This is a genomic window from Crocosphaera sp. (assembly GCF_030064895.1).
Classification (GTDB): Bacteria; Cyanobacteriota; Cyanobacteriia; order Cyanobacteriales; family Microcystaceae; genus Crocosphaera.
This window is the reverse complement of the sequence record NZ_JASJEB010000052.1, coordinates 1-16419: the sequence shown is the minus strand read 5'-3', so window position 1 is coordinate 16419 and position 16419 is coordinate 1. Positions and strand designations below refer to the sequence as shown.

Below are 16419 nucleotides of genomic sequence, written 5' to 3'. Positions count from 1 at the left end.
AACTGTTAAGTTTAATTGTATCATATTAGGGTTTTAAACACAATAACCTACTTATTTATCAACTTTTGCTACTAATATAAGTAATTTTAGGGAATATTAGGTAGGTTTTTGGGAGCAGCATCAACCCCTTCAATTTTTCGCTGCTCCCGTAACTGTTCCCGACTCTCATCTAACCACTGTCGCAACAGTTCCCAATAACGTATTAACGCCTCATGAGCTACATCTATCACCTCATCCCCTTGCTGTGTCCTATCGGTAACAATTAACTTTTCATCAGCCAATAACTGTACCATTGCGTCAATAGAAGCTTGATCATGGTTTTCCGTCACTAAGTCAGCTTTTAAAACCCGTCTACGAGTGTCTTCTGTCTCCTCTCCCAACTGCGTCAGGTTGAGAAAAATATGTTTCGCTGTTAACTGTTGCGCATCAGTAAGACTTTGATAAACATCCGTTGCGCGTTTGTTAAGACTGCCGGCAACTCTGTCGATTTTGATATAGTTAGCTAAAGTTAACCCCTGATTCTCTCGTTGTTTCCATAACTCCCTTAACGCATCTTGCAGTAAGGGAAGACTACCAGGAGAATTTTCAATATCTTTGAGTATTTCCTTAAGTAATAATGGTTCGATGGGTAAATTAACCTGTTTTGCTGGTTTGGTAATAGCGCGCAACAGTTCTTTTTCCGTCATAGGAGTCACAGAAATAAGATTTTCCTCTATCTGCTGACTCAAACCGCTATAGGTTTCCTCCACACATTTGCCAAAAAAGTCAGCGCGCATGGCAATCATAACTTTAAGTTTGCCGTTGCATTTGTCCACTGCACCTAATAAACAGTCAATAAACCGCTCTCTTTCTGCTTTATCGGTATCAGGAGCAAAAATTTCCTCAAATTGGTCAATTATTAACAACACTTTCGGTGCGTCTGTGGTTTCGATGAGACGTTTTAACCCATCGGAACCCTTTTCTAATAAGCTTTCTGCTGTTTCTAACTGCTGCGATCGCTCAATACGAGACAGATCAGGCTCAAGAAACTGTTGCGCTATAGTAAACATGGGTTGATTTCCAGGAACCATGATCTTAATTTCCCAATCTGCCGAACCCTGCAACATCAATCCTTGTTTTAACTGATATAGCACCCCTGCCCGAATCACAGATGATTTACCGCTTCCTGATGCACCAAGCACCGCTAAGAAATTTTTTTGACTAATTTTTCCTAAAAGTGTTTTTGTCAGGTTTTCTCGCCCAAAGAACCAATGATGATCTTCTAATTCAAAATATCTTAATCCTTTATAGGGGCAAATATCGCTTGTTTCCGTAGTTTTGGGGGTTTCTGCTGCAATTTTCTGACCATAAGTTAGGGTAATAGGTTCACCTAAATTCGTAAAAATAGGGTGTTGTAGATTGCCTTTTATTTGTTTAATTTGTTCACTAATATAGTTACTTAAGCTGAAGGTTGTTACAGATTTTTCATTATATTGATCGGATTCTAAACCTTCTAAAATAAGTTTAGTTAAAACACTATATTTACTATTAATATCGATCAGTGCTTCTTCAAACTCTCTTGATGCTGCAATAAAACATCTATCTCGTCCCTTTCCTACTTCTTGGGGGTTGGCCTCACTAAAATTAATAAATTCTCCACTATGACAACAATCTAACCAAATAATTTGTTGTTTGATGGGACTTTCTTGTAATAATTCCCGTAACCATTTCAAAGATAAACCATTAAACTCCATGTCAGGATGAACATCGCTGGTACATAAAAAACCTTCTGTTATTCCTGATGTTTTTCTAATTCCATGACCAGAAAAATAGAACAAAGCAGTATCAGGAATTTGCTTGCTTTCTGGTTTAAACAGTTTGACTAAACTATCTTTTAACTGTTTTAAAGAAACTTCTCCCTTTTGACTAATGTAAGGTGATTTTGTGGTTGAATCAATGTTTTTTATAGCTTCAGGTAAACGACGAATAATATTGAACTGTCCATCATTTTCCAAAATAGAAGCGATCGCCTCTGCATCTTCAGCAGGAGAGGGCAAATATTTTAACCCTTTATAATCATAATTATTAATACCAACAATCAACGCATCTCTACTCATAAATCTAGTTTCTATTAACAGGTTTATTTTAACTAAGTTCTAACCAATTTTCATCAAGAACATTTTCTAAAGAAAAAGGACAAGTTTCAGGAAAATGATTTAAAGATAGTCCTGTTTCTTTTGCAGCTAACTTACGTCCTTCTTGATAAACTTGTAGAAAAATCTCTTGACAATATCTCTTTAAACTAGGACTGGTTTCAAAATCATGTTATGAACGTTGTCGATGTTCAGCAATAGAATAAATCCAACTTTGAGAACGCTTGTTAATTTGATAATTCCATTTTAAAAGATATAAGATAACAATTCTTAAATTACTTTTAATTGCTTTTTTTTCTCGCTTACCCAAAGATTCAATTTCCTCCAATAAATTATTGCAGTCTAAAGTTGTAAAATTACGATTAGCTAAACTTGTAGCTGTTTCTTGTAACCAGAGATAATAATCCGTATCATATAAACATTTAGTCTTTGCTGTAAATTCAGTGGTCATGATAGTTTACAATAACAACAGTCAATAATCTTAGTTTAAACTAAAATTATCTAACCCATCAAATATTAAATATCATGACAAAATTAACCCCGATTAAATTAGACGATAACACAATTATTTATTTAGAAAGTAACGAAGATATTGATATCAGTTCTGAAGATAAAAATATTGCTGAAGAAATAAGAGAAGAAACCAGAGAAAGCTTAGGAAAAGATCCCAAAGGACTCAAAGATATTTTTTCCAGAACATCTCCCACAGAAAATAACACTTCTGAACAAGAACCAATTGAAAATAATATTCCTTCTATTGCTAATACTATTAAATCTTATACAGAATATACACTAAATGCGTTCAAACAAGTTGACAACGCTAACATTGATAAAGTTACCTTAGAATTTGGTATTAAAGTAATGGGAAAAGTAGGAGTACCTTACGTTACAACTTCAGCAGATAGTCATTTAAAAATTACAGTTGAATGTTCTTTTATTGACAGCGAATAAATAATAATTAATGTAAATGCCAAAAAAAATTAGAGAACTCAAACAGATGTTGCAAAAAGTCGGTTTTCGTTCCCGTACTGGTAAAGGAAGTCACTCAAACTGGTATCATCCTTTATATCAAGGTAGAATTACCTTATCAGGAAAAGATGGTTCAGATGCTAAAACTTACTTAGAAAAAAGAGTTTTAGAAGCAATAGAACAAGTTAAAAGGAGACAAAATAGTGAATAACCTTAAATATACAATGATTATTCAATGGTCAGAGGAAGATAACTGTTATTTAGTTGGGTTCCCTGACTTTTCAGGACAACAATGGAGAACTCATGGTGATACCTATACCGAAGCTGTCAGCAACGGAGTAGAAGTGTTAGAATTACTGATTGAAGATTATAAAATAGCAGGAGAAACCCTACCCACGCCAAAAACATATTATGATCAAGTAGCTTAAATATTCTTTGATTGATAGTAGATAATTCTTCTATTTATTCTAAATCAAGGTTAATATTATCAAGTAACTTTTGAAGAAGAGAATAAATATCTTTTTTATTTCCTTCTTTTCTAATTCCTACTCCAATGACTAAGACAACAATTTTGTTTTTATCTACACGATAAATAATTCTATAACGTTGTCCTAATGCTCTAACACTACGATTTTTAGTTTACCAGAAAGAGCTTTACCCTGTTTTTCAGGATCATCTTGTAGCTTATCTATCCGTTCACGCAATCCATTTTGAACTCGTTTATCCTTAATTTTACCTAATAATTCCAGTGCAATAGGAATTAACTCAATATTATATTTCATTCCCAACCCAGTTGTTTTTGAGCATCTAACCAACTAATTCTTTTTTCTGCTTGATCTTGAGCGATCGCTTCAGATAATATAGAAGATAACTCTTCATCTTCTAAAATTTCTAGAGTTTCTAAGAGGGAAGCGATTTGTTCATAACTAAATGCCACCATAACAGGTTTCCCATCCTCCGTAATAATAGCTGGTTCATCTCCTAATTCAGAGGATAATTTTAATAAATTTTGATTAGCTTCAGCAATGGTTAGATATTTAGTCATGGAGAAAATTCTTACTTAAACCCTCATTTAATTATGACATATTATAAGGTGGGCAATGCCCACCCTACAGCTTAACGACGCACACTAAACATCATTTCACGAGGAAAAGTAGTAGGATTACCATTCCTTTCTAACCTTCGACGTAACTCCAATAATTTAGCTTCTTGTTCCGGTAAATTATCCACTAATTCATAGGGTAAAACCTTTTGTTCTAAAGAAAAACTAGCCAAGGTTCCAGCAGCAGCACCCACAGACCATTCAAACCCATGCACCCGATAAGCAGCAGCAGCAATGTTACTGGTAGCAATACTCTTACCCGAGACAATTAAATTATCGACTTTTTGGGGAATTAACGCTCTTAAAGGTATCTGCGCCGGATGCGCCCCACCATGAGCCACTCTAACCCCTTGTCGTTCACGGTTGCCACGTTTTTCTGGGGGAGATAAAGCCATACAAGGATGAAAATCGATCATATACTGAGCAACCCCCACAGAGTCAGGATAAACCGTTGCATGGGTGCGTCTGGTAATCATATAGGATGGGCGATCGTTCGGGGTAACAAACTTTGATTCTAAATTAGCAATAGTTGACCACACCAACTGATACATGGGACGGGGTAAGGAAGTCCGATAAAAGTCTCCCCAATAATCTTTTGTAGAAATATCGATCTCGTTGATGGCAAACCCTTGAGCATGGTCGTAAGAAGGTCTCCCGATAATCCGTCTTCCTTCCCGAATATAGGGATATTTCGATAACCCGTGAGCAGTTCCCATAGGGGAATCTAAACCTTGTAAAAAGCGATGATTGGGTGCTGGACGTTTGGTTCCATATCCTAAACGAGAGTCTGTCCTACCGGCAACCAACCAATAGTAATATCCTTTAGAGAGTTCTTCCCCTTTGCGCAAAGCATCTGTACGAAGTCCCCCTTTCCAACCCCCAGGTTCCAGTTGTCCGGTTTCTTCTAGTTGTCTACGACTATAAACCAGGTTATCTTGAGACGTTCCGGGACGATAATCATTACCCCAGATCCAGTTTTGCATAGAAATGTCCCCAGGTTGGGGTTGCTGCACTTTCATCGGCCCCACTCTCACTAAATCTGCTGGTTTGGGAGTCCAAATACGTCGATATGTAAAGACTACATCAAAATAGGCTAAACGGCGATCAGTGTCGTAACCGTAGTAGGGTTCGTACTGTTCATAAAAGGAGGGTTTTGTCTGGGGTTGCGGGGTTTCTGTCCTTTCCATAGCAAAGGGATAAGTGAACCCTTGCACACAGTAGTTATCGCCTTTTTCCGTGGGAGAAGAGGGGTTAAGGTGGTCACGGGGGTCTAGTCCTAAACGGTAAGGAATGTCGGTTAAAGCGATGATTTCCCCTGTTTCTGTGGCTTCGATCACAAACCAGTCCGTAGGACTTCCTTGTTTAGTTTTAGACTCAAAACGAATAATTTTTTTATTAAATCTTTCTGAGTTTTCGTAGCTATAAGCGTCTTCAATGTTTTTGGAAAGGGGTTCTTTATTGAGGTGACCGGTTCCAGCTTTGGGACTGTGTTGAATAGCGATCGCGCTTTTTATTAACTTCCCATCTTCACTTAATTCTACTTCTTTAATTACCGTGGAAGGAAACCATTTTAATTGTCCTCTTCCTTGTTGTTCAGCGTCTTTTAATTGTTGAGATAATAACTGATGACCATGATAAGGAATAAAACAACTTTCACTCACCCAACATTCTCCAGGGTTTTGTCGATTGTAGAGACGAGCAATATTATTTCTTAAAAGTCTATATCCTCTGGGAAAATGTTGTTGCGATCGCTGTTGTTTTCCTTCGTCTAATGCTGAGGTTCCTTGCGAGGAAATTTGTCCCCCAACCCAATCAGTAATTTCCGTTAAACAAACGGTTTTTCCTGCTAATAAACCTTCATAAGCTGCTGCTGATCCAGCTAAACCAGCACCGACAATTAACATATCACAATTGACAGTTTCTTCAGGTTTTCGGGAATTAGCTAAAACCGGCACAGTAGATTGTAAAGCAATAATCCCTAAAGAAAAAGCGGTTAAAATACGTTTTAATGCTCGGATACTATTGGGTGATTTTTTTGACAGTAATTTCCCCGATTCTCCGTGTTCTCTCCTCATTCTTTCCATCATTTTTATCGAGTGTGTAAGTGTAGTAAGTTAGATGATTAACTATTGTGAAGATAAATGGCCAATCATATATTTATGTTGTCTTTTGTTCTTTTAGTCTAGGAAAATTATTGGTCAAGATAGCTATATTTTAAGTCTTTTTTCACATTTACTAAAAATCGTCTTATACTTTTTACTTAGTCAATGGTTTGTATAAATATTTCTTAATTTTAGTATTTCTTAATTGATTAATTTTAGTTGTTTATATAGAATCACTTTACTCATTAAAAAGTTATCTAATTAATACATTTGTGATTAATTAGTTTCTCACTTTAAAGTAATTAGCGATAACTGGTAACTGCTAACTGATAACCGATAACTGGTAACTGATAACTGACATGATGCAACTCTAAGAGGTTTTTTGCGTCTCAACTGGTAATTGAGATCAAAGATATATTAATAAGTTGAAATTATGCCGCGTCCAACTTCTCCTACTACCTCTCCTCAAGCAAAAAAAACCTCACCTCGTCGGGTGAATGATAATCAAAAACAAGCTCATATCGTTTCAGGGAGAGGAAAAAATAGTACACAAAAACTATCTAGAGCAAAAACGGTTACTGAACCCAGAAAACCTCGTTCTAACCCTTCCAAACGTTCCCCCAACCCATTAACTCAATTGTTATTGTATATTTTGCGTATTGGTATTATGGGAGTTGGAATCGGAGCGATCGCAGGAACCACCCTAACGGTTATTAATCCTGAAGACATTTTAGCAGCTTACACCAAAGCTTCTCAACTCATTAAACCTTCTGCGGAAGAAAATAAAGAAAACAAAGAAAATAAAACAGAGAAAACAGAAAAATTAACTCCAAAAAGTTCCACAACTGTTCCTGTTAGTAAAGAATTAACCGCACTCAAAGAAAAAATACAAAAAATTGATGCTGAATACCCTAATGTTAAACCTCAAGCTTGGTTTATTGACTTAGATAATGGGGCTTATGTTACTTACAATGGCACTCAACCTATTCCGGCTGCTAGTACCATAAAAATTCCTGTTTTAGTTGCTTTCTTTGAAGAAGTTGATAAAGGAAATATTCACCTTGATCAAATGCTAACCATGACAAAAGACGTGATGGTTAGTGGCTCTGGGGATATGCAATATATGGGAGTCAACAAGAAATTTACAGCACTAGAAGTTGCCAGAAAAATGATAGTTATCAGTGATAATACCGCTACGGAAATGTTAGTTAAACAAATAGGTGGAAAAGAAGTTCTTAACGAACGCTTCAAAAAATGGGGCATGAAACACACTGAAATTAATAATATTTTACCTGATTTAGAAGGTACTAATAAAACCAGTTCAGAAGATTTAAGCAAACTCTTAGCAAGGATAGAAAGGGGTGATTTAATTAGTGCAAGATCCCGCGATCGCCTCATCTCTATTATGGAAGGAACACGCACCCGAACTTTACTACCTCAAGGGTTAGAAAAAAAAGCCAACATTGCTCATAAAACAGGAGACATTGGCACAATTATTGGGGATGCTGGTATTATTGATATGCCCACGGGAAAGCGTTATATTGGAGCAGTTTTTGCTGAACGAGCCTATAATGATGTAGCAGGTCGTCATCTCATTCAAGACATTTCTAGAACTGTCTATCAACACTTTAAACATTATCAACCTCGTCCAGTTCCTAAACCACGTCAAAAACCAGTTGAAACTCAAACTCAACCAGAAGAAACCCCAAATAATTAACAATTAATCAGAGTAAAATAGGAACCTAAAAAGCAGCTTCAATATAATCTAATAAAGTTAGCTGATAACCTTGCCATTGGATAGGTTTACCCAAATTAATAATAAAATCATTGTTTTGAGAACATATCTGATGACAAGGTTTATGATGAACTAAAGCGACATCAAAGCGACAAATAAAATTAGAAAAGTGAGGATATTCTCCTAAAAAATAATTGGCTGTTTGCCTAATTTTAGCCTGTTTTTGTGGGGTCACTGCTAAAATACCGCCGTGATCCCAATTGCTACTTTTTCTTGTTTTGACTTCAACAAAAATAACCGTGTTAATGTCAAGTTGTTGAGCAATTAAATCAATTTCACCCCAAGGCGATCTCCAACGCTCATTTAAAAGCTGCCAACCCTGAGAAGTTAACCATTGAGCCACGAATTTTTCACCTATTTTGCCTATAGAAGTCATTTCATTTATCATTTATCATTCGTTTGGAAGTAGGCTTGAAACCTCTCCCAAACTTCTTTCTCCCTAAAGGGAGAGGCTTGAAACCAAAATGTTCAATGTTCAATGTTTGGTTATTGCCTGCTTACCATTTAATTCATATTTTGTCAATTACTTGTCATAACATTTTACATTTGTTAACATATTGTTAGGGAGGGCGTTAAACCCTTTTGCTAATGGATACTTATGGAGTGAGGAGTTATGAATAAGTATAAATACACTAAAGCTACTATTTCCAACAAGAAAAAAGATGAAGGAATGAGCTTATTGGCTTTATTATTCTTTATGATGGGAGCAGTTAACGTTTATGGCCATTTACAGGGTAGTGACAATCAAGTAACTACTACTAATGATAATGAATTAAATGGCTTATTTAAAGTAGGTATTTTTGCTATGGTTTTAGCCAGTGTGATCGAGCTTTTTGTAATTTAATCTTGTTTCCAAGCAAGAATTATTGATGAAAGAATTATCATAACGGAGTAAGGAACAGTTCTGTTACTGTAATCTTTACTCCCTATACAATAACAATTTTTAAGCCTGTTGATCAATATTTTGGGTAAAAGTTATTTATATTTAGATACTTATAACTGTACAATAAAATAAGTATAGCATCTTAACTTTTTGGTTGTGTAAACCCATACTCTTGAAATACTAATTGAGCTTTTTCTGATAATATAAAATCAATAAAATCATTAGCTTTTTCCAAATTTTTACTGTCTTTTACAACAGCTACAGGGTATATTATAGGAGAATGTGAATTTTCTGGGGCTGTGTCTTTTACTATTACTTTATCAGATATTTTGGCATCGGTACTATAAACAATTCCAGCATCAACATTACCTGTTTCTACATAAAAAAGAACTTGACGAACATTTTTGCCATAGACTAATTTTGGTCTTAATGTATCGTATATTTTTAATGAGTTTAAAACCTGTTTTGCATATTCTCCAGCCGGTACACTTTCTGTATTTCCTAAAGCAATTTTATCTAAATTTTCAGTAGATAAGGTTTCAAACTTTACAGATTTTTGGCTATCTTTTGGCATAATTAAAACCAGATTATTTTCTAATAAATCTTGACGAGTCTCTGTTAAGATCAAGCCTCTTTTTTCTAGAACATTCATCTGTTTAGGTGCAGCAGAAATAAAGACATCTGTTGGCGCACCTTGTTCTATTTGTTGTTGCAAAGAACCGGAAGAACCAAAGTTATAAATAATCTCTATATTTGGATTTTCTTGTTGATAAATAGTCTTTAATGTTTTCATAGCATCTTGTAAACTAGCAGCAACCGATATAGTTAAAGTAACTTTAGGATAATCTTGTTGATTAGAACCAGATGTGCTACAAGCTGTTATGAAACTTGTTAATATTAAGGCTAAAAAATATTTTCTTCTCATGTAAATTAATCAGACAATCGAGTTTAACTAAAGATCATAATAAAATTAATAATTGAAAAAGGACTATAAATTTAATGATAGTTTAACATATTTTTTAATTCATAAGATACTGATCATATATAGGTATTGATATAATCTAGGTATATTGTATAAATTTAGAGACTTTGAATTATGTCTAATAATAAGAAATCTTCTGGTCTTTTTGATTTTGGTTGTTTAGTAGAACTATTTATTGTTTCAAGCATTATTGGTGGTGGTTATTGGTGGTTTTTTGTCAAAAATGATTATCTTTTACCCAATTTTATTGTTAATAATCCAGTGATGATTCAATTATTAGAAAAGTATCCTAATTTACCCATTCCTATGGAAAAGACCGAAGAAAACACCATCATACCAAGTAAACAAGTTAAAACTGAACCAATAAATCCTAATTCCTCCCCATCAACTTCATATTCAAACCCAAAAAATCCAATTATAAAAGCACCTGAAAACCAACCTAAAATAACTAATAATAGCCCACAAAAAACGGCATCTGAAACAATTAAACCTGAAGTAAATAATAGTAAAAAAAAGACATTAACACCTTGGGAAAAGAAAAAAATTAGAGGAATTTATTTAAGTCGCTATCAAGTTACAAATAATGCCAATGAAGCAACCATTAGGCAACGAGTAAGATATTATAAAAGCCAAGGATTTAATACAATTATTCATGGTGTTTGGGGTAATGGTTGTACCATGTATAAGAGTGAAGTTATGCAGCAAACTTTAGGCTATAATAGTTGTCCGAATTACTTTAATCCCCAATGGTTAAATTGGTTAATTGATGAAGCACATAAACAGGGGATGGAAGTTCATGCTTATTTTGAAAAAGGGATAAAAATTGATAAAAATAGTCCAATTTTTGATAAAGCGATCGCCAATAAATGGTTAGTTCCTGGAGTAGATAGAACCTATAGTAATATTGAACATTATGTTTTAGATGTAGAAGTGCCAGAAATTGCAAATTTTTTCACTAATATTGTAGTAGAATTTGTTAAAAAATATCCTCAAATTGATGCTGTACAATGGGATGATTATTTAGGTTATCATGCAGAATTACCAGGAAAAATTGATCGAACAGCTAAGTTAACTAAATTTACCCAGAAGATGATTGCAGAAGTAAAAAAAGCTAATAATTCAGTTAGTTTTGATATTAGTCATCATAACCCTTATTGGTCAAAAAAATACTTTGCTGCTGACTGGGAGAATTGGTCAGTAGATAGAGTTTTTATTCAAGCATATAACGAAAACAATTTTAATGCAGAAGTAAACTATGCTAAAAAATACGATGGTATTGCTATCACAGATCAACAATTACACCGTCTCCAAGAATTAGCTAATAATAAAAACATTGATAGTGTTTTAGTCTTTCCCCTATCAGGAAAACCCGAAGAAATAGCTTCTCGTGTAAAAAATAGCTTTGATAAGACCCTGTAGTTAACAACGGGGTTTAAATAAGTATAAAAATAAATCATTATCTTAAAAAAATTAAGCTTATAAATTGAATTCAAATATTATTCCATTCATCGATACTTAACTTAGCTTGATGGACAATAATATTATAGAATGTCCCTTTAGGAATATCATTGTTATGAATTGGGAGAACAATCATTCGACCATCAGGATGTTTTAAAACTAAATGACTTCCCCGTTGGTGATGTTTACTAAATCCTGCTTTTTTTAGTTTCTTGGGAGCCTTTTTTGAGGTAATAGATGATAAGCGATCACTCATAATACTAATTCAATCAATAACATAGTTGCAGATGATTTTTTAGGAAAATCAGGTATTGGTAAATTGTCTTGTTTTAATGCTTCTAAATAAGCCAAAACAGCTTCAATGACATTTTTTTCCGCTTCTGCAAAATCTTTGCCAAAAGAAGATATATAATTTAAGTCTGGTACAGTAGCAATGACCAAATTACTATCAATATCAAAGCTATATTCTACTGGTAACTCAAGTCGGTTCATTTTTATTGATTACTAAGTTTACGGTAATTATCATCAAATTTTGATATTAAAGATTATTATAATCTAATCTAGTTAGGCTCAAAGATGATTGATAATTGGTAACAAAATACACAGTTAAAAATTGATTAAGTTTTCAAGGGGTTGCAAAAACCTAGCTTAAACTAAATAAAAAGCAGAATTAGGCTATCTCAGAAGTATCGGGTTAATAACGCTCTCAATATCAAAGGTTATCAGTTTGTCAACCAATGCTCACTCAAACCATGACCAAAGCCAACTCAAAGCTTCATCCAATTAAGTCATCACACTTAACAATTGTGAAGCAAAAACAAAGAAGAGTTTAAGGTTTCCTCTTAACCCGTTAATAACCCTGAAAATACTAACAACAAACTTTTAACCCATAAACAAAAACAAGGAAGGTTCAATATGCTAAAAATCGCAGTTCCAAAAGAAAGTGACTTAGGAGAATTGCGAGTTGCCCTCGTTCCTGATATTGTCGCCCGCTTTATTAAGCTAGGGTTTGAAGTATTGGTACAGTCTGGGGCAGGCCAAGGCGCGCATTTTACCGATAGCGCATACGAAGCAGCCGGGGCCACTATTGTCAACTCCGCCAAAGAACTATGGGAGTCTGCTGATATCCTCCTCAAAGTTGCCCCACCTGGGGAACAAGAAGGAGAAGAGGAAATGAACTGGTTAAAAACCGGTGCAACCTTGATCAGTTTCCTCAACCCCTTGGGCAACCCCGAACAGGTTCAAGCCTTGGCCCAACGGAAAATAAACGCCTTTAGTATGGAGATGATTCCCCGTACCAGTCGCGCCCAAAGTATGGATGCACTGTCATCTCAGGCTAATATAGCAGGTTACAAAGCAGCCTTAATCGCTTCCGCTTCCTTGCCTCGTCTCTTCCCCATGATGACAACCGCCGCCGGAACCATTCCCCCGGCCAAAGTCTTAGTTATCGGTGCAGGTGTAGCCGGGTTACAGGCCATCGCAACCGCTAGACGCTTAGGGGCAGTAGTAGAAGCCTTTGACGTACGCCCTGCGGTTAAAGAAGAGGTGCAAAGTGTCGGGGCAAAATTTATTGAGATACCCATCGAAGAAGACACAGCCACCAGTCAGGGTTACGCCAAAGAAGTCGGTCAAAGCACACAAGAGAAAATTCGTCAAGTTCTAACCGAACATATTAAAAAATCTGATGTAGTCATCACCACCGCCCAAGTACAAGGCAAACGCGCCCCCTTGATCGTCACCGAGGAAATGGTAGGTGAAATGAGTTCAGGGGCTGTGATCGTGGACTTAGCAGCCGGACAGGGTGGTAACTGTGCTTGTACCGAAGCCGGTAAAGACGTTTACTACAACGGTGTCACCATTATTGGACCGTTAAACTTACCTTCAACCTTACCCGTAGACTCTAGTAAAGTATACGCCAAAAACCTCTTAACCTTGGTGAAATATTTAGTTAAAGACGGTGCCATTGACTTCAACTTTGAAGACGACATCGTAAGCGGAACCTGCGTTACCTACGAAGGAGAAGTCCGCAACGAACGGGTTAAAAAAGCCCTCGCTACCTTAGTTCAAGCATAAAACAGTGAGCAGTGAACAGTGAACAGTGAGAAATAAACTTAACTGGTAACTGATAACTGGTAACTGATACAACTCAGGAGTATATATTATCAATGACAACTGGATTATTAATAGGTTTAGTAGTGTTCGTCTTAGCCTCTTTTGTGGGGTTTGAGGTGATCAACAAAGTGCCTCCCACCCTACACACTCCCCTCATGTCTGGGGCCAATGCTATTTCTGGTATTGCTGTGGTTGGGGCTATTCTCATTGCCGGACCCCAAGAATGGAATATTACCGTCATTTTAGGGTTAGTAGCTGTTGTTTTAGCAACGGTTAACGTGGTTGGTGGTTTCTTGGTAACCGACCGGATGTTGCAAATGTTCAAGAAAAAGGGAGCATAATTAACAATGAACGATACTTTATGTACTGATGTTCTGTCAGGTTTAACCACCGGCATCGAACTCACTTATTTAGTCGCTGCGGCCCTCTTTATTGTCGGTTTAAAGCAGTTAGGATCACCCGCAACCGCCCGCCGAGGCAACATTATTGCTGCCGTAGGGATGTTCTTTGCTATTATTGCTACACTCATTAACCAGTCCGTGATCAACTACCAGATGATTCTTGTAGGAGTGATCATCGGTTCTATTATTGGAGCGATCACGGCTCAAAAAGTTGCTATGACTGCCATGCCCCAAATGGTGGGTATTTTCAACGGTTTAGGGGGTGCAGCTAGTGCCTTAGTTGCCGTTGGTGAGTTTTGGCGGTTATTAGACGCAGGGAACGGCATTCCTTTTGATGCTACCTTAGTAGGCATTTTAGGGGTGTTTATCGGTGGTGTAACCTTAACAGGTAGTTTACTAGCTTTTGCTAAGTTACAAGGGTTAGTAAGTGGTTCTCCTGTTACCTTTCCCCTACAACAACCCTTCAATATTCTACTCTTCTTATCCTTCATCGTAGGAAGTGTTTACCTCTTCATTAACCCAGCTAACCCAACAGTTTTCTTAGGTTTAGTAGGTTTATCCTTAGTATTTGGGGTCTTATTCGTACTACCTATCGGTGGTGGCGATATGCCCGTAGTTATCTCCCTGTTAAACTCCTTCTCAGGTTTAGCTGCGAGTGCTGCTGGTTTCATCTTAATGAACAATATGCTCATCGTCGCTGGTGCGTTGGTGGGTGCATCCGGTATCATCTTAACGGAAATCATGTGTAAAGCCATGAACCGTTCTTTACTTAGCGTTTTATTCGGTGCCTTTGGTAGTGCCGGAGGAACTGTAGCCGGAGGTTCTGGTGATGGTACTGATAAAACTGTACATTCCATCGATCCTGAAGAAGGGGCGATGATGTTAGGTTATGCCCGTTCTGTGGTCATTGTACCTGGGTATGGTATGGCAGTAGCGCAAGCACAACACACCGTCAGAGAGTTGGCTAACCAACTGGAAAAAATGGGCGTTGAAGTTAAATATGCTATTCACCCCGTTGCCGGACGGATGCCGGGTCACATGAACGTTTTATTAGCTGAGGCTAACGTTCCTTATAACCAGTTGCACGATATGGACGACATCAACCCTGAGTTTGAACAGACTGATGTTGCCTTGGTTATTGGGGCTAATGACGTGGTTAACCCTGCTGCACGGGCTGATCAAAGTAGTCCTATTTTTGGAATGCCTATCTTAGAAGTGGATCGAGCTAATCATACCATCGTTATTAAACGTGGTTTAAGTACCGGTTTTGCTGGTGTAGATAACGAGTTATTCTACGAAGATAAAACCATGATGTTGTTTGGTAGCGCACAAGATATGGTGTCTAAGTTAGTGTCTGAAGTTAAGCAACTGTAATTGTTTTTTCTTCAGTTCAATAACTAATTTTATACCTCCCTGTTTTATGAATGGGGAGGTATAATTATATTTATGAACAACAAGCCTTTTGTTATAGCACTACGTATTATGGTTAGGACGTTAAAGAGATTCCTCGTACCTCGGAATGAAAGTTCTTTAATAGTTCTTCTTTTGTTAGAAATCCAGGTTAAGATGCTAGGATAGAATTAGTACTTTAAGAGAAAAGCCGTGTTAGCCCTATTGAGTTGGTATATCATTCGGCTAGTTGTCCTGATGTTGCTCATACTAGGAAGCGTTTTTCATACAACTATTGTTTTAGCACAAGAAAACTCAGCACAACCAGTCAAATCTTCCGAGACAACAGAAACCGTTGTCCCATCGTCCAAAACCGAGTCAAAGAAGAGTATTCTTCAAACTAAGAAAGAAACCTCTATTAAAACCCCCAAACAAAAGTCAAAAGTAACTTACCCTAATCCTCCCCATCGTTACAATATGAAAGCGATCGAAAAATTTGATGAGGAACTTTATGGTAATTAAAACAATGCTCCTCTCTTATATGAGGAGCATTTTTGATAATAATTTAGAGAGGTAACATTTGTTCAACTGGTTTAGCCGGATCTCCTGTAATGGGGTCGGTTCCTCCTTCTCCCACTTCAAATTGAGTCATCATGGAATGATCTTCATGGACTAAGTTATGACAGTGCATCATGAATTTTCCTTTGATAAATTCTCCAAACTCTGACTCATCCCGTCGTCCGAAACGGCCAACGACACGAACGGTTTCAAATTCTCCCAGATGGAAAACATCTTTCCAACCCTGTTCATAGGGACGAGGTGGTACACCATTTCTTGAAAGCATTTGCATATCAATCAGATGAATGTGTATGGGATGAACCCAACCGCTACCAGGATTCACTAAGTCCCAAATTTCCACGTCACCAGGGTTAGGGTTAGCATCGACTCTGTTTTTACTCCAAGTCTTAGAGACTGTTTGTAAAGAAAAGATAAAGAAATTAGGCGGCACAGATTTGTGGTTATAAAACTATGGAATAAGTTTTTATGACAGTTTTATGAAGAGACGTTCTTATCCGTCAGATATAACAGATTCC

The 16419-nt window shown here is 36.6% G+C and carries 19 protein-coding genes and 1 pseudogene; 10 read left to right on the top strand and 10 right to left on the bottom strand.

All coding sequences use genetic code 11. The features are described from left to right. Positions 1-86: 86 nt before the first annotated feature. Together QNJ66_RS13390 and QNJ66_RS13385 are read right to left on the bottom strand one after the other, a co-directional pair. Positions 87-2096: a caspase family protein gene (locus tag QNJ66_RS13390; protein ID WP_300507695.1), complete on the bottom strand. Its 2010-nt coding sequence runs from the start codon at positions 2094-2096 to the stop codon at positions 87-89. A gap of 28 nt (positions 2097-2124) precedes the next feature. Next, a pseudogene (locus QNJ66_RS13385) lies at positions 2125-2583 on the bottom strand (DUF29 domain-containing protein). A gap of 74 nt (positions 2584-2657) precedes the next feature. Between QNJ66_RS13385 and QNJ66_RS13380 the strand changes: the two are divergent. The 3 genes from QNJ66_RS13380 to QNJ66_RS13370 are packed head-to-tail and all read left to right on the top strand — an operon-like array spanning position 2658 to position 3529. Beyond that, positions 2658-3083, top strand: coding sequence for a CU044_2847 family protein (locus QNJ66_RS13380; protein ID WP_300507692.1), 426 nt, complete (start codon positions 2658-2660; stop codon positions 3081-3083). Positions 3084-3099: 16 nt separating this feature from the next. After that, a complete protein-coding gene (locus QNJ66_RS13375) occupies positions 3100-3312 on the top strand; it encodes a type II toxin-antitoxin system HicA family toxin (RefSeq protein WP_300507690.1) in 213 nt (70 codons plus the stop codon). Further along, positions 3305-3529 (top strand): type II toxin-antitoxin system HicB family antitoxin, encoded by a 225-nt coding sequence (locus QNJ66_RS13370; RefSeq protein WP_300507688.1) that lies wholly within the window; start codon positions 3305-3307, stop codon positions 3527-3529. Before QNJ66_RS13375 ends, QNJ66_RS13370 begins: the two co-directional genes overlap by 8 nt. Positions 3530-3712: 183 nt before the next feature. Here the strand turns inward: QNJ66_RS13370 and QNJ66_RS13365 are convergent, their stop codons facing one another. From QNJ66_RS13365 to QNJ66_RS13355, 3 genes are all read right to left on the bottom strand, one after another. Then, a complete protein-coding gene (locus QNJ66_RS13365; protein WP_300507686.1) occupies positions 3713-3883 on the bottom strand; it encodes a hypothetical protein in 171 nt (56 codons plus the stop codon). Further along, positions 3880-4146, bottom strand: a complete 267-nt coding sequence (locus QNJ66_RS13360) for a type II toxin-antitoxin system Phd/YefM family antitoxin (RefSeq protein ID WP_300507683.1) — start codon at positions 4144-4146, stop codon at positions 3880-3882. Before QNJ66_RS13360 ends, QNJ66_RS13365 begins: the two co-directional genes overlap by 4 nt. 71 nt (positions 4147-4217) lie before the next feature. Beyond that, entirely contained in the window at positions 4218-6287 is a 2070-nt protein-coding gene (locus tag QNJ66_RS13355; protein ID WP_300507698.1) for an FAD-dependent oxidoreductase, read from the bottom strand. 451 nt (positions 6288-6738) lie between these two features. Here QNJ66_RS13355 and QNJ66_RS13350 point away from each other — a divergent pair, with 451 nt between their 5' ends. Then, positions 6739-8022, top strand: coding sequence for a serine hydrolase (locus tag QNJ66_RS13350; protein ID WP_300507680.1), 1284 nt, complete (start codon positions 6739-6741; stop codon positions 8020-8022). A 25-nt stretch (positions 8023-8047) separates the two neighbouring features. Here QNJ66_RS13350 and QNJ66_RS13345 read toward each other — a convergent pair whose 3' ends face one another. Beyond that, on the bottom strand, positions 8048-8476 hold the full coding sequence (locus QNJ66_RS13345) for a YraN family protein (protein WP_300507677.1): 429 nt from the start codon (positions 8474-8476) through the stop codon (positions 8048-8050). Between the two features lie 237 nt (positions 8477-8713). Between QNJ66_RS13345 and QNJ66_RS13340 the strand changes: the two genes are divergently transcribed. Further along, positions 8714-8944, top strand: a complete 231-nt coding sequence (locus QNJ66_RS13340) for a hypothetical protein (protein ID WP_300507675.1) — start codon at positions 8714-8716, stop codon at positions 8942-8944. 181 nt (positions 8945-9125) lie between these two features. Here the strand turns inward: QNJ66_RS13340 and modA are convergent, their stop codons facing one another. Beyond that, positions 9126-9908 carry a molybdate ABC transporter substrate-binding protein gene (modA, locus tag QNJ66_RS13335; RefSeq protein ID WP_300507672.1) on the bottom strand — a complete coding sequence of 261 codons (783 nt, stop codon included), beginning with the start codon at positions 9906-9908 and terminating at the stop codon, positions 9126-9128. A 171-nt stretch (positions 9909-10079) separates the two neighbouring features. Between modA and QNJ66_RS13330 the strand changes: the two genes are divergently transcribed. Further along, a complete protein-coding gene (locus QNJ66_RS13330; protein WP_300507669.1) occupies positions 10080-11384 on the top strand; it encodes a family 10 glycosylhydrolase in 1305 nt (434 codons plus the stop codon). 70 nt (positions 11385-11454) lie between these two features. Here the strand turns inward: QNJ66_RS13330 and QNJ66_RS13325 are convergent, their stop codons facing one another. Together QNJ66_RS13325 and QNJ66_RS13320 are read right to left on the bottom strand one after the other, a co-directional pair. Beyond that, positions 11455-11679, bottom strand: coding sequence for a type II toxin-antitoxin system HicA family toxin (locus tag QNJ66_RS13325; RefSeq protein WP_300507667.1), 225 nt, complete (start codon positions 11677-11679; stop codon positions 11455-11457). Beyond that, the gene (locus QNJ66_RS13320; protein ID WP_300507664.1) at positions 11676-11915 is read right to left on the bottom strand and encodes a type II toxin-antitoxin system HicB family antitoxin; all 240 of its coding nucleotides are present in this window, start codon (positions 11913-11915) and stop codon (positions 11676-11678) included. The genes QNJ66_RS13325 and QNJ66_RS13320 overlap by 4 nt, the downstream gene beginning before the upstream one ends. Positions 11916-12338: 423 nt before the next feature. Between QNJ66_RS13320 and QNJ66_RS13315 the strand changes: the two genes are divergently transcribed. The 4 genes from QNJ66_RS13315 to QNJ66_RS13300 all read left to right on the top strand — a co-directional run bounded on the left by QNJ66_RS13315 (position 12339) and on the right by QNJ66_RS13300 (position 15847). After that, a complete protein-coding gene (locus QNJ66_RS13315) occupies positions 12339-13496 on the top strand; it encodes a Re/Si-specific NAD(P)(+) transhydrogenase subunit alpha (protein ID WP_300507661.1) in 1158 nt (385 codons plus the stop codon). A 92-nt stretch (positions 13497-13588) separates the two neighbouring features. Next, a complete protein-coding gene (locus tag QNJ66_RS13310) occupies positions 13589-13876 on the top strand; it encodes an NAD(P) transhydrogenase subunit alpha (protein WP_300507659.1) in 288 nt (95 codons plus the stop codon). Positions 13877-13882: 6 nt separating this feature from the next. After that, a complete protein-coding gene (locus tag QNJ66_RS13305) occupies positions 13883-15310 on the top strand; it encodes an NAD(P)(+) transhydrogenase (Re/Si-specific) subunit beta (RefSeq protein ID WP_300507657.1) in 1428 nt (475 codons plus the stop codon). Between the two features lie 228 nt (positions 15311-15538). Next, positions 15539-15847 carry a hypothetical protein gene (locus tag QNJ66_RS13300; RefSeq protein ID WP_300507654.1) on the top strand — a complete coding sequence of 103 codons (309 nt, stop codon included), beginning with the start codon at positions 15539-15541 and terminating at the stop codon, positions 15845-15847. A gap of 43 nt (positions 15848-15890) precedes the next feature. Here the strand turns inward: QNJ66_RS13300 and QNJ66_RS13295 are convergent, their stop codons facing one another. Further along, on the bottom strand, positions 15891-16334 hold the full coding sequence (locus QNJ66_RS13295) for a multicopper oxidase domain-containing protein (protein WP_300507651.1): 444 nt from the start codon (positions 16332-16334) through the stop codon (positions 15891-15893). Between the last annotated feature and the right edge of the window lie 85 nt (positions 16335-16419).

What these genes read in the sequence shown, in the direction of transcription:
- QNJ66_RS13390 (WP_300507695.1), bottom strand. Translation starts at nt 2,096, where the DNA reads ATGAGTAGAGATGCGTTGATTGTTGGTATTAATAATTATGATTATAAA.
- QNJ66_RS13380 (WP_300507692.1), top strand. Translation starts at nt 2,658, where the DNA reads ATGACAAAATTAACCCCGATTAAATTAGACGATAACACAATTATTTAT.
- QNJ66_RS13375 (WP_300507690.1), top strand. Translation starts at nt 3,100, where the DNA reads ATGCCAAAAAAAATTAGAGAACTCAAACAGATGTTGCAAAAAGTCGGT.
- QNJ66_RS13365 (WP_300507686.1), bottom strand. Translation starts at nt 3,883, where the DNA reads ATGAAATATAATATTGAGTTAATTCCTATTGCACTGGAATTATTAGGT.
- QNJ66_RS13360 (WP_300507683.1), bottom strand. Translation starts at nt 4,146, where the DNA reads ATGACTAAATATCTAACCATTGCTGAAGCTAATCAAAATTTATTAAAA.
- QNJ66_RS13355 (WP_300507698.1), bottom strand. Translation starts at nt 6,287, where the DNA reads ATGGAAAGAATGAGGAGAGAACACGGAGAATCGGGGAAATTACTGTCA.
- QNJ66_RS13350 (WP_300507680.1), top strand. Translation starts at nt 6,739, where the DNA reads ATGCCGCGTCCAACTTCTCCTACTACCTCTCCTCAAGCAAAAAAAACC.
- QNJ66_RS13345 (WP_300507677.1), bottom strand. Translation starts at nt 8,476, where the DNA reads ATGACTTCTATAGGCAAAATAGGTGAAAAATTCGTGGCTCAATGGTTA.
- QNJ66_RS13340 (WP_300507675.1), top strand. Translation starts at nt 8,714, where the DNA reads ATGAATAAGTATAAATACACTAAAGCTACTATTTCCAACAAGAAAAAA.
- modA (WP_300507672.1), bottom strand. Translation starts at nt 9,908, where the DNA reads ATGAGAAGAAAATATTTTTTAGCCTTAATATTAACAAGTTTCATAACA.
- QNJ66_RS13330 (WP_300507669.1), top strand. Translation starts at nt 10,080, where the DNA reads ATGTCTAATAATAAGAAATCTTCTGGTCTTTTTGATTTTGGTTGTTTA.
- QNJ66_RS13325 (WP_300507667.1), bottom strand. Translation starts at nt 11,679, where the DNA reads ATGAGTGATCGCTTATCATCTATTACCTCAAAAAAGGCTCCCAAGAAA.
- QNJ66_RS13320 (WP_300507664.1), bottom strand. Translation starts at nt 11,915, where the DNA reads ATGAACCGACTTGAGTTACCAGTAGAATATAGCTTTGATATTGATAGT.
- QNJ66_RS13315 (WP_300507661.1), top strand. Translation starts at nt 12,339, where the DNA reads ATGCTAAAAATCGCAGTTCCAAAAGAAAGTGACTTAGGAGAATTGCGA.
- QNJ66_RS13310 (WP_300507659.1), top strand. Translation starts at nt 13,589, where the DNA reads ATGACAACTGGATTATTAATAGGTTTAGTAGTGTTCGTCTTAGCCTCT.
- QNJ66_RS13305 (WP_300507657.1), top strand. Translation starts at nt 13,883, where the DNA reads ATGAACGATACTTTATGTACTGATGTTCTGTCAGGTTTAACCACCGGC.